General features: G+C 64.8%; 11 protein-coding genes. 4 read left to right on the top strand and 7 right to left on the bottom strand.

Translation table 11 applies throughout. The annotated features are described in order from the left end of the window. Nucleotides 1-3 precede the first annotated feature (3 nt). The 3 genes from pcnB to hda are packed head-to-tail and all read right to left on the bottom strand — an operon-like array spanning nt 4 to nt 2,895. Complete coding sequence (pcnB, locus tag ACVCMJ_RS07965) at nt 4-1,494, bottom strand: polynucleotide adenylyltransferase PcnB (RefSeq protein ID WP_447080893.1); 1,491 nt, start codon at nt 1,492-1,494, stop codon at nt 4-6. Between the two features lie 10 nt (nt 1,495-1,504). Beyond that, nucleotides 1,505-2,200, bottom strand: coding sequence for an HAD family hydrolase (locus ACVCMJ_RS07960; RefSeq protein WP_447080892.1), 696 nt, complete (start codon nt 2,198-2,200; stop codon nt 1,505-1,507). Then, nucleotides 2,197-2,895: a DnaA regulatory inactivator Hda gene (gene hda, locus ACVCMJ_RS07955; RefSeq protein WP_447080891.1), complete on the bottom strand. Its 699-nt coding sequence runs from the start codon at nt 2,893-2,895 to the stop codon at nt 2,197-2,199. Before hda ends, ACVCMJ_RS07960 begins: the two co-directional genes overlap by 4 nt. Before the next feature lie 79 nt (nt 2,896-2,974). Between hda and purM the strand changes: the two genes are divergently transcribed. Continuing rightward, a complete protein-coding gene (gene purM, locus ACVCMJ_RS07950) occupies nt 2,975-4,024 on the top strand; it encodes a phosphoribosylformylglycinamidine cyclo-ligase (protein ID WP_447080890.1) in 1,050 nt (349 codons plus the stop codon). Between the two features lie 92 nt (nt 4,025-4,116). Here purM and miaA read toward each other — a convergent pair whose 3' ends face one another. Together miaA and mutL are read right to left on the bottom strand one after the other, a co-directional pair. Further along, the gene (gene miaA / locus ACVCMJ_RS07945) at nt 4,117-5,085 is read right to left on the bottom strand and encodes a tRNA (adenosine(37)-N6)-dimethylallyltransferase MiaA (protein ID WP_447080889.1); all 969 of its coding nucleotides are present in this window, start codon (nt 5,083-5,085) and stop codon (nt 4,117-4,119) included. A gap of 5 nt (nt 5,086-5,090) precedes the next feature. Then, a complete protein-coding gene (mutL, locus tag ACVCMJ_RS07940; RefSeq protein WP_447080888.1) occupies nt 5,091-7,013 on the bottom strand; it encodes a DNA mismatch repair endonuclease MutL in 1,923 nt (640 codons plus the stop codon). Nucleotides 7,014-7,121: 108 nt separating this feature from the next. Here mutL and ACVCMJ_RS07935 point away from each other — a divergent pair, with 108 nt between their 5' ends. Continuing rightward, nucleotides 7,122-7,766, top strand: coding sequence for a VTT domain-containing protein (locus tag ACVCMJ_RS07935; protein WP_447080887.1), 645 nt, complete (start codon nt 7,122-7,124; stop codon nt 7,764-7,766). 3 nt (nt 7,767-7,769) lie between these two features. On the opposite strand, the gene ACVCMJ_RS07930 is transcribed toward ACVCMJ_RS07935, so the two are convergent. After that, nucleotides 7,770-9,125 (bottom strand): N-acetylmuramoyl-L-alanine amidase, encoded by a 1,356-nt coding sequence (locus ACVCMJ_RS07930; RefSeq protein WP_447080886.1) that lies wholly within the window; start codon nt 9,123-9,125, stop codon nt 7,770-7,772. Continuing rightward, the gene (gene tsaE, locus ACVCMJ_RS07925; protein ID WP_447080885.1) at nt 9,092-9,607 is read right to left on the bottom strand and encodes a tRNA (adenosine(37)-N6)-threonylcarbamoyltransferase complex ATPase subunit type 1 TsaE; all 516 of its coding nucleotides are present in this window, start codon (nt 9,605-9,607) and stop codon (nt 9,092-9,094) included. The genes ACVCMJ_RS07930 and tsaE overlap by 34 nt, the downstream gene beginning before the upstream one ends. A 520-nt stretch (nt 9,608-10,127) precedes the next feature. On the opposite strand from tsaE, the gene ACVCMJ_RS07920 reads away from it, so the two are divergent. After that, nucleotides 10,128-11,615: a TolC family outer membrane protein gene (locus tag ACVCMJ_RS07920; protein WP_447080884.1), complete on the top strand. Its 1,488-nt coding sequence runs from the start codon at nt 10,128-10,130 to the stop codon at nt 11,613-11,615. A gap of 84 nt (nt 11,616-11,699) precedes the next feature. After that, the gene (locus ACVCMJ_RS07915; protein WP_447080883.1) at nt 11,700-11,921 is read left to right on the top strand and encodes a hypothetical protein; all 222 of its coding nucleotides are present in this window, start codon (nt 11,700-11,702) and stop codon (nt 11,919-11,921) included. Nucleotides 11,922-11,927 lie beyond the last annotated feature (6 nt).

Genomic DNA, 11,927 nt, shown 5'->3' with positions numbered 1-11,927 from the left:
TCGCTATTCGCCGAGCGCGTTGCCGCTGGGAAGAGAATCGTCGGGAGAAGCGGCTTCTGATGAGCGTCTGCCACGCCGTTTCGGCTCGTCGTTTCCGACCGTTGCGTCCGGGTGCGGGCTCGTGCCGGAGGCGTCATCCGAAGATGCCGCGGCGTCCGACGTGCGGTGCCGGCGTCGGCGGCGCCGCGTCGTACCGGCCGTCAGGCGCCGCGCACCCGAGTGTCCCGCCTGCCATGTGTCGATCATCTGTGAGCGGCGCTCGTCCCCGCTGTTGGACAGATCCATCCACCATTGCGCCAGCACGCTGTCGACTTCGCGCGCTTCCGCGCGCAACTGCAAGAAATCGACCGACGCGCGGAAGCGAGGCTGTTCCATCATGCGCCAGATGGAACGGACCGTTGCGCGCTCGAAGCGCGCCTGCATGAGCCAGATCTCGCGCATGTCGGCCTGGTGACGCCGTTGGATGGCGAGCTTGTCCATCTGTGCTTCGATCACCGAATCGGCGGCGCGAATCAGCGCCTCGTTGCGCTGGACGCCCTGGGCGACTTCCGCCCCCCAGCGCTTTTCGACCAGCCGCCAGAGCAGGGCGGCAAACAGGAAGCTGGGGCTCACGGCCTTGCCCTGGCGCACGCGGTCGTCGGTGCGTGACAGCGCGATTTCCACGAAGGCCTCGCCGCCTTCTTCTTCGAAGATGCGGTCGATGAGCGGAATCAGGCTTTTGGTCAGACCCGATCGGGACAGCTCGCGCAGGCAGTCCATGGCATGGCCGCACGTCAGCAGTTTCAATGTCTCGTCGAACAGACGGGAAGCGGGCACGTGCTCGATGAGGGCCGCCAGGCGGCTGATGGGTGCCTCTGTGGCGGGGTCGATGCGCGCGCCAAGCTTGGCCTGGAAGCGCAGCGCTCTCAGCATCCGCACCGGATCTTCGCGAAAACGCGTTTCCGGGTCGCCGATCATGCGCACCACGCGGTTCTTCAGGTCGGCCACGCCCTGGTGGAAGTCGATCACTTCCTCTTTCAACGGGTCGTAGTACAGCGCATTGATCGTGAAGTCGCGCCGGGCGGCGTCTTCCTCGTGCGTGCCGAAGACGTTGTCGCGCAGGATCCGGCCGTGCTCGTCGGTTTCCTGGTCGCCCGAAGAAGGCGCACGGAAGGTGGACGTCTCGATGATTTCCTGGCCGAAGACCACGTGCACAAGCTGGAACCGCCGCCCGATGATGCGCGCGCGGCGGAACAACGGCCTGATCTGGCCGGGCGTGGCGTTGGTGGCGACGTCGAAATCCTTGGGCTGCAGCCCCACGATGAGGTCGCGCACCGCGCCGCCGACGATATAGGCGTCGAATCCTTCCTGGTTCAGGACCTCGCAGACTTTGATCGCGTGCCTCGACACCAGGCGGCGGTCGATGCCGTGTTTGTCGCGCGGCAGGCGCACGGGTCCATTGGCGGGCGTCGTGAACAGGCGCGAGACGAAGTGTTTGATGGTCTGCTTTAGCATGGCGCGTATTTTAAGGCCGAATGTCCGCGAAAAGGTCCAGGATTTGCCATCCGCGCCCCTTGGCAAGCTCGCGCAGCGCCGGGCTGGGGTTGGTTGCCACCGGGTGGTCGACCACTTCGAGCAGAGGCAGGTCGTTCACGGAATCGCTGTAGAACCACGATTCCTTGAAGCTTTCCAGATCCAGTCCCAGTTCTTGCAGCCAGGCGCGTACGCGCAAGACCTTTCCGGCCTGGAAACTGGCCGTGCCCGATATGCGGCCGGTATAGCACCCCTGGGCATCGCATTCGGGGATCGTGGCGATCAGATCCCGAATCCCCAGGGCGTCTGCGATGGGTCGCGTGACGAAGGCGTTGGTGGACGTCACGATGGCGCACAGGTCGCCGCGATCCTGGTGGCGTGCCACCAGCTCGCGCGCCACCGGCAGGATGCCCGGCAGGATGATCTCTTCCATGTATTCGCCCTGCCACTGAGCCAGCTCTTGCGGGGTTCCCAGACGCAGCAGGCCCAGCATGAAGTCGGCCGCCTCTTGGGCGCCCAGCGTGCCTTCATCGTAGCGCCGCAACAGCTCATCATTGCGCTGCCGGGCGATTTGAGGATCGCCTGCGCGTCCCGTGCGGGCCAGAAAATCGGCCCACAGGTGGTCGCTGTCAAACGGCAGCAGCGTGTGGTCCAGATCGAAGAGGGCAAGGCGGTCGGCGAGGGTCATGGGATTCCTGGTGCGGACGGGTGGGCCAGCAGCTCCTTGAGCAGCGGCAGCGTGATGGGGCGGTGGCGCTCCAATGAGTAGTGATCCAGCGTATCGATGAGGGCCGTCAGGCGCCCCATGTCGCGGTCGTGATGCGTCAGGATCCAGTTCAGGACCTCTTCGGACAGCTTCAGGCCCCTGTTCAGGGCGCGTTCCTGCAGGGCCCGGGCCCGTTCGTCGTCGGTGAGCTGTTCCAGCCGGAACACCAGGTCCCAGCCCAGGCGGGTGCGCAGGTCCTCGCGCAGGGGCATCGTCAGCGGCGCCCGCCCGCCTGAGGTCAGCAAGGCAAAGGCGCCGGACGTGGTGGCCGCTGCCCGCCATCTGTTGAAAAGCGCAAACAGCGCGGCCTGACCCGCGTCGTTCAGGTCGCCCACGTCGTCCACGGCGACCAGCGCGAGCGTGCGATCCTCGTCGGTTGCCAGCGCGCGCAACAGGTGGACGGGTGCCCGCGCATCCAGATAGTGGCAGCCTTGGCCCTGGGCCCGCGCGCGCAGCAGGTGGCTGCGGCCTGAGCCGGCGCTGCCCCAAAGGTACACGGCATGGCCCGGGGACAACGCCCGGATCGATGCGACGGCGGCTGCGTTGCCGCCGGGCACAAAGCCGTCCAGCGTCGGGACGGCGCCGGGCAGGATATCCAGAAGCAATTGCTGCGTCATGTGGATCGGTACTTCATCGTAAAATCAGGGTTGTACGTCGTCCAAACCCGCAATTCTTGCACATTCGGCAGCTTTTCTCATGACTCACGGAACCCCACCCTCCATGACCTACCGCGATGCCGGGGTCGACATCGATGCTGGTGACGCGCTGGTCGATCGCATCAAGCCTCTGGCGGCGCGCACCATGCGTCCGGGCGTGATGGCCGGCATCGGCGGTTTCGGGGCGCTGTTTCAGGTGCCTGTGCATCTGCGCGAGCCCGTGCTGGTGTCCGGTACAGACGGCGTAGGCACCAAACTGCGTCTTGCCTTCGAGTGGCAGCGCCACGATACGGTCGGTATCGACCTGGTCGCGATGAGTGTCAACGATATTCTGGTCCAAGGCGCGGAACCACTCTATTTTCTGGATTATTTCGCTTGCGGCAAGCTGTCCGTGGACACGGCGTCCCAAGTGGTGGCGGGCGTAGCGCACGGCTGCGAGCTGGCCGGCTGTGCCTTGATCGGCGGCGAGACGGCCGAAATGCCGGGCATGTACCCAGATGGCGAATACGATCTTGCCGGTTTTGCGGTCGGGGCGGTCGAGAAATCCGCCATCATCGACGGCAGCACCATCCAGGTCGGCGATACCGTACTGGGGCTCGCCTCCAGCGGCGCGCATTCGAACGGTTATTCGCTGGTGCGCAGGATCCTGCAGCGGGCGGGTGCGCGCCCCGATCAGGATTTGGGCGGCAGGCCGCTGGCCGATGTGGTCATGGAGCCGACCCGCATCTACGTGAAGCAGGTCCTCGCCGCACTGGCCGCGCACGGCCCGGCTATTCGCGGGCTGGCCCACATCACGGGGGGCGGGCTGCTGGAAAACGTGCCGCGCATCCTGCAGCCCGGCCTGTGTGCACACATCCATCGCGACGCCTGGCAGTGGCCGGCCCTGTTCCAGTGGTTGCAGGCCCAGGGCGGCGTGGACGATCACGAGATGGCCCGCGTCTTCAACTGCGGCATCGGCATGGTGCTGGTGGTTGCACAGGGCCAGGCCGATGCCGTCGCCGCCACGCTGCGCGCCCAGGGGGAGACCGTTCATGTGCTGGGTGCCATCGAGCCCCAGGCGCCCGACGGTGTCCAGACCCTCGTGGATTGAGCACGTGTTGTGCCGTCCGCCCGCAGCTTCGCGTTCCTGCCGGACAGCGGTGCGATGCCGTATTGGCGGCGCCCCGGCATCGGCGGGCGGCTTCAGCCCAATGATCGCCTGAATTGCGCGACGACTTGATGGGCCGCGTGCTCTGAAAGACAGTCGATGATCGTGCGCTCCGGCATGGCCCGCAGCCACGTTATCTGGCGCTTGGCGAGCTGGCGGGTGGCGGCAATCGCCCGTTCGATCGCCTCCTCCCGCGTCACCCGTCCGTCCAGATAATCCCACAGTTGCCGGTAGCCGACGCAGCGGATGGAGGGCAGGCCGGGATGCAGGTCTGATCTTTCGTGCAGAGCCTTTACCTCGTCCAGCAGTCCTGCGGCCATCATGTCGCGATAGCGCCGGCCGATGCGTTCATGCAGGACACTGCGGTCCACGGGCTCCAGGCTGATGGTCGCAAAGCGCCACCCCGGCAGGATCGGGCGCAGCGGCTGCGACAGCCATTCACTCATGGTGCGGCCGCTGCTGCGCCAGATCTCCAGTGCGCGCTGCACCCGCTGGCTGTCGTTGGGTGCCAGCCGCGCGGCGGTTGCGGGGTCCACGCGCGCCAGTTCGGCATGCAGCGTGGGCCAGCCGCGTTCTCGCGCCTCATCGTCCAGTTGCCGTCGGGTGGCCGGGTCCGATGCAGGCAGATCGTTCAGGCCCTCGCGCAGCGCCTTGTAGTAGAGCAGGGTGCCGCCGCAGACGACCGGGATGTGGCCTCTCGAACGGATGTCGCACACCAGTGCGGCGGCGTCCTGGGCGAAGTCGGCTGCGGAATACGACTGCGCCGGGTCGCGGATGTCGAGCAGATGGTGCGGAAACCGTGCCCGTTCCTCGAACGTGGGCTTGGCCGTTCCGATATCCATGCCGCGGTAGACCGTGGCGGAATCCATCACGATGAGCTCGATCGGCCAGCGGCGCCCCAGCGCCATGGACGCTGCCGACTTGCCCGAGGCCGTGGGGCCTGTGAGACAGACGAGGATCGAAGTCGGGTCCGTGTCAGCCGGTGGAGGCGTAGGGAGTCCCATGTGCGCTACTGCCCGCGCATGAACAGCTTGTCCAGGTCGCTCATGGACCACTGGAACCACGTGGGGCGTCCGTGGTTGCACTGGTCCGCGCGTTCCGTGCGCTCCATCTGACGCAGCAGGGCGTTCATTTCGTCCAGTGTCAGGCGCCGGTGGGCGCGGACGGCTCCATGGCAGGCCATGGTGGACAGCAACTCGTTGCGTTGCTCCGTCAGCCGGGCCGACTGGCCGATGCGCTCCAGGTCCGCCAGCACGCCCACGGCCAGCGCCTCGACGTCGCCCTGAGCCAGCAGTGCCGGCACCGCGCGCACCGCCAGCGAGGCAGGCCCTGTGGCGCGGATGCGCAAGCCCAGGTGGTCCAGTGTGTCCTGATGTTCCAGTGCAATGGCGACCTGGGTCTCGGTTGCCGTGAACACCGCTGGAACCAGCAGTTCCTGGGTGGGCAGGGTCGCTTCATCCAGGGAGCGCTTCAACGTTTCGTATACCACCCGTTCGTGGGCGGCATGCATGTCCACCAGGATCAGACCCTGGGCGTTTTGCGCCAGGATGTAGATGCCGTGAAGCTGGCCCAGCGCCATGCCCAGCGGCAGTTCGGCCGCCGCTCGTGGGTGCTGCAAGTCCGGCGTATCCTGCCGGGGTTGAGGCTCCGGCGGATCGCCGTTGCCCGAACCTGTGCCGGTTTTCCCGGGCAGCGGCGCGTAGAGTGCGCGCCAATCCGGGGTGTGTTCCTGCAACTGAAATCGCTGCTGGATGAGTCGACCTGCGGGATAGCGGGGGAGCGGTGCTCCTGTGGGGCCGGTGCGCCCGGCCTGGTCCGCCGCGACGGACACGCCGGCGGCGGGACGTTGGGTCGCCTGAGCCCCCGTTGTTGTGTGGACGACGGTCAACACGCCGGCGCCGCCCAGCGTGGGCGCGGGCGGCGCCTCCACCGGGCCGCTGGCCGCCGCCCCGCCCCGCTGCGCCAGAGCCTGCGCGAGGACTTGGCCGACGTAGCGGTGTACCGCGCCGCTGTCCCGGAATCGGACCTCGAGCTTGGCGGGATGCACGTTCACGTCCACCCCGGCGGGGTCCAGGCTCAGGAACAGCACATACGCCGGCTGGCGGTCGCCGTGCAGGACGTCGGCGTAGGCTTGGCGTACCGCGTGCGAGACCGTGCGGTCCCGCACGAAACGTCCATTGACGTACAGGTATTGCCGGTCGGCCCGGTTGCGCGCGAATGTGGGCCGAGTGATGCAGCCTTCCAGCAGGATCAGGCCCTGGCCCGCCGATACCGGAAGACTCTGGTCTTCGAATTCGTCACCCAGCACGTCCCGGATCCGGCCGTGGATGTGTGTGGCCGGCCAGTTGCGCTGGGGTTTGTCGTTGTGGAAGACGCGGAAGCTCACGCCGGGGTTGGCCAGCGCGATCCGCTCGATGGCGCCCAGACAGTGGCCGTATTCCGTCGCGTCGGTCTTCAGGAACCGGCGGCGGGCCGGGATGCGGTCGAAGAGCTGTCGCATGTCGACGCGCGTGCCGACGCTGCCCGCGGCCGGCGTGACTTCGCCGCCGCCCGCGGTCATTTGCCAAGCTTGGTCCTCATCGGCGGTCCGGGAGGTCAGCGTCAGTTGTGCCACTGAAGCGATCGACGCAAGCGCTTCGCCCCGGAATCCCATGGTGGTCACCGATTCCAGTTCCGATAGTGAACCGATCTTGCTCGTTGCATGGCGCTGCAAGGCGAGCGCCAGTTCGCCCGGTGGAATGCCGCCGCCATCGTCCGCCACCAGTATCCGCCGAATCCCGCCGCCTTCCAGGCGGATCTCGATCGCCTGCGCCCCCGCGTCGAGCGCGTTTTCCAGGAGTTCTTTCAGAACGGAAGCGGGGCGCTCGATGACTTCGCCAGCCGCGATCTGGCTGACGAGCGTATCAGGCAATGCGGCGATCGGTCGCGTCATGAAAACGATTATAGTGGGGCGTCATCCGAACCTGCGGTTGCCTGGCCCAGGCAACCGCAGGCCTTCGGTGTGCTTCATGCGCTTCTTTTGTCGGGGACACTGCCCTTCATGGCTGAATTTCTGAATCTGGTCTTGCATATCGACCAATCACTGGGGGTGTGGGTGACCCAGTATGGCGCCTGGATATACCTGATCCTCGGGCTGATCATCTTTGGCGAGACTGGCTTGGTGGTCTTGCCGTTCCTGCCGGGCGACTCGCTGCTTTTCATCGCGGGCGCGTTTGGGGCCTCGGGCCTGTTGGACCCGGTTTTGCTGGGAGCGCTGCTCATCGTGGCCGCCATCCTGGGGAATACGGTGAACTATAACGTGGGGCGATACATCGGCCCGAAGGTCTTTTCACGCGACTACCGATTCCTGGATCGCAAGGCACTCTTGAGGACCCACAGCTTCTATGAGCGGCACGGCGGCAAGACCATCGTCCTGTCGCGTTTCCTGCCGCTGTTCCGGACTTTTGCGCCTTTCGTCGCCGGCGTGGCGGGCATGGGCCGCGTGCAGTTCCAGCTCTACAACGCCATCGGGGCCGCCTCGTGGGTGGGCCTGCTCATCGCCCTGGGGTATTTCTTCGGCAATGTGCCCATCGTCAAGGAGCATCTGAATACCATCGTGCTGGTTGGCGTGGCGGCCGCCGCCGTCCCGGCCGCCCTGGGCGTGCTGTGGAAGATGTTCCGGCGCAAGAAGCCCGAAAACGCGTAGCACTCAGGCGCGACGCGCCAGCGCCGGGCTGTTGGAGAAATAATCTTTCACCCCGCCCAGGATCGCACTGGCGATCTTTTGCTGGTGGGCTGGCGTGCGCAGCAGCGCTTCTTCCTGGGAATTGCTGATGAACGCCGTCTCCACCAGGATCGAGGGAATGTCGGGCGCCTTCAGCACCGCGAACCCGGCCCGTTCGATGTGGTTTTTGTGCAGATCGTTGATTTTGCCGATTTCATGCAGCACCTGGGTGCCGACCTTGATTGAATCGTTGATCTGCTGGCCGGTGGACAGATCCAGCAATACTTCGGCAACCTGGCGATTGTGCGCCCCGAGATCCACTCCGCCAATCAGGTCGGCGTCGTTTTCACGCTTCGCCAGCCAGCGTGCGGCTGTGCTGGTAGCGCCGTGTTGCGACAGCGCCCATACCGACGAGCCTCGCGCGGAGGCGTTGATGAAGGCGTCGGCGTGGATGGAGATGAACAGATCCGCCTTCACGCGGCGCGCTTTTTGCACCCGGACCCCGAGCGGCACGAAGTAATCCCGATCCCGGGTCATGTAGGCCCTCATGTTCGGTTGCGCGTCGATGAGCTTTTTCAGGCGGAATGCAATCTGCAGCACGATGTCCTTTTCGTGCGTGCCGCGCCGCCCGGTGGCGCCTGGATCCTCGCCGCCATGGCCAGGATCGATGGCAATGAGGATAGGCCGGTTCTGCCGGCCGCCCGACAACGGAGGCACCGGTGGCTCGGACGGCTTTTCGTGCGCAACCGGAGGGAGCTGTTGTCCCCGGACGGACGGAATGGGAGCCTGATCGGGTTCGTTTTGGGCCAGGCTGTCCAGGATGCCGGCCAGCGGATCGTTCTGGGAATCCTTCAGGAGCGCCATCAGGGGGTCCTGGGCCACTTTGGGATACAGGTCCAGCACCAGACGGTACTTGTATTCGCCGATGGGTTTGAGTGTGAAGACCTGGGGCGCCACGGCCTGCTTCAGATCGAACACCAGCCGGACCACGTTCGGCCGATTCTGGCCCACCCGCACCGAGCGAATATAAGGGTCATTGGGCTTGATCTTCGACACCAGGTCATTGATGGCCCGGCTCATGCTCAACCCGTCGATGTCCACGACCAGACGGTTCGGATTTTCCACGGTGAAGTGCTCAGCCTTCAGTTCCGTGTCCATTTCCAGCGTCACGCGCGTGTATTCCTCCGCCGGCCAAGTGCGCACGGCCAGGATGGTCGCGGCGTGGGCGAGGGTGGGAATGACGGGCAGCGCCAGTAGTGTGCAGCCGCGCACCAGCAGCTTGCGCCGCAGCGGTTTGGCGAGTGGGTTCAGTGGGCGGGCGGATTCAGGGATGTCAGCCATCGTTGTCCTTTTTCGCTGCTGGCGCGCAGCCGCGCGGAGCGCCCGGCACCTGCATACGCCAAGTGGATGTCCAGATCCGGTGGGGGCAGACGGGTCCCAGCCTGTTCAGGCCATTCGATCAGAACGATGGCGTGTTCGTCGAAAAGCTCGGCAAACCCGGCGTCCCGCCATTCATGGGCATCGCTAAATCTATAGAAATCAAGGTGATAGAAGTATAAGTTCGAAATATTATAGCTTTCAAGCAGTGTGTAGCTCGGACTTTTGATCCGGCCCGTCACTCCGGCCGCTCGCAGCAGGGCCCGCGCCAGGGTGGTTTTGCCGGCCCCCAGTTCACCGCGCAGGTAGATCCGCCCGCCTGGGGAGTGGGACGGGCCGGGCGGCGTCCCCTGGCCTAGAGCCAGCATTGCCAGGCGTTTCCCCAGGGAAAGGGTGGCCTCTTCGTCGGGAAGTGGGAGATCGAGAATCGGATCGGCAGCGGACATGATGGGTCGAGGAACCGGAGAAAACAGGCGCGGCATTTCAAGAGGACTTAGGGATTGTACGGGTATGAGGTGTGGCCTGATGACAACGTTGAGAGAGGCCCGTGATGCGTCCGTTCCACGCCGAAAATCGGGGGTTTCCCTAGACCTTCTTCTGAATAGGGTATTTACATATGTAAAACACTGCTCACGCCTGCAATATCTGCGTACAATGCAATCGCGTTCTGCAATGGATCGCGATTTAGACGCAAGTTCATGCCCCAAGAATATCAGCCAGAAGCTGATAGCTCCGACTTGCCTTCCTATTGAGCCCAAGCGGGCTCGTGTATCAGTCACAGAGGCGCCACCGCGGCGTCCCACTCGATAGGTATTTCGTTTACATGTGACACGTGCCGTCTCTTCTGTAACAAATAGATAGATGGCAGTGTCGACGTCCGGTCTTCAGCAGCAGTGCAACGGATGCCGATTTTGATATATGGGGTCTCTGGCGGCAAGCCCGGGATCCGCTACAGGAGCGTTCATCATGGGTAGTCCGAAGCTGTCATCGTCTCTTCTGGGGGCCGCCGTTGCGCTGGCGTTTTCCGCAGGCGCCATGGCCGAGAACACCACCTTGCCCCAGGCGGTAGAGTCCGCCGTCCTGCACAACCCCGAAATCTCTGCACAGTTCCATAACTTCCAGTCCAGCACCGAAGGCCAGAAGGTCGGCCGCGGCCGTTTGTTGCCGGAGGTCAATCTCCAGGGCTGGACAGGGCGCGAATGGCGCGGAAGCGGTGAGAATCAGACAGCTACCGACTGGACCCGCAACGGCTACAGCCTGTCCTTGCGCCAGCTTTTGTTCGACGGGTTCTCGACCATCAATGACGTGCGCCAGCTTGGGTTCGAGAAGCTGGCCGACTACTACAAGCTGAAGGCCACGGTCGACGACCTGGCCCAACAGACTGTGCAGGCCTATCTCGATGTGGCCCGCTACCGCGAACAGGTGGCGCTGGCCAGGCAGAACTATCAGTTGCACAAGGACATCCTCGGCCAGATTTCCCAACGCAGCGCGTCGGGTGTGGGGCGCGGGGTGGACGAGGTCCAGGCCCAGGCCCGCCTGGCGCTGGCCCAGACCAATGTGATGACGGCCACCGGTAACCTGAATGACGTGACCCAGCGCTACCAGCGTCTGGTCGGGCGAGTACCGGGGGATACGCTGGCCGAAACGCCGGACGTGGAAAAGGATCTGCCGAAGAACCCCAAGGACTTCAGCGCTTCGGTGCGCATCAACCCGACAGTGCTGGCCAAGCAGGCGCTGGTCCAGGCCGCCGAGCGCGGGAAGGCCTCCGCCCAGGGGCATTTCGCGCCGACCATCACCGTGCAGGCTGCCACGGGCCGCGACCCCAACCAGCCGCCGGGGTTCCCGGGCCGCGATTCCCAGGCCTCCAACGTTCAGCTTCTGGCGAATTTCAATCTGTTCCGCGGCGGTTCCGATCTGGCGCGGGTGCGCCAGACGGCGGCCCAGACTTATGCTGCGCGCGATGTCCGGGACTTCACCTGCCGCAACGTGCAACAGGAACTTGCGATCGCCTGGAACAACGTGGCCCGTCTGCGCCAGCAGATGCCCTTCCTGCAAGCGCACGAACGTGATATCTCCCAGGTGCGCGTTGCCTACCTGCAGCAATTCAAGATTGGCCAGCGCAGCCTCCTGGACCTGCTGGATACCGAAAACGAACTCTTCGATGCCCGCCAGGCACTGACCAACGGCATTTTCGATCTGCGGATCGCCGAATACCGGTGGCTCAGCCTGTCGCACCGCCTGTTGCCGGCGCTGGGCCTGGGCGATCCATACAAAGACCAGCCCGACGAGGCGTCCAAGCTGCAATTTCCGGACGAAATCCTCAAAGCCTGCCTGACGCCGCTGCCCAACATCGGCGACCTGCAGCCGATCCAGGTCGACTACAAGTCCGGCCTCCAACCTCCGGAACTCAAGCCGGCCGGGGGCAGCAAGAAAGCTGGCGGCGGCTGGAACTGACGGCGTTCCCAGGTCAGTTCCAGCGGATGGCGCCGGTCGGCTTGGAATGTTGGCGACGGCTGTCTGACTGACCGAGGAGATCTGATGACGATGGACGATACGCGCCTTCGGCAGGATCTTTCCGCCCTGGACGCAGATTTCGTCCGGGTGCTGGAAGACCTGATCGATGCCCTGATTGCCAACGGCTCGCTGCGGCTGACCGATCTGCCGCCGCGAGCTCTGGAAAAGCTCAACCGGCGCAAGCAGACCCGTCAGCGTCTGCAGGATGCGCTGGATCTCATCCCTGACGATGATGCCATTTTGTAGGCCGGA

The sequence above is a fragment of the Castellaniella sp. UC4447_H14 genome, assembly GCF_052978285.1.
This window is presented reverse-complemented; position numbering and strand designations above follow the sequence as displayed.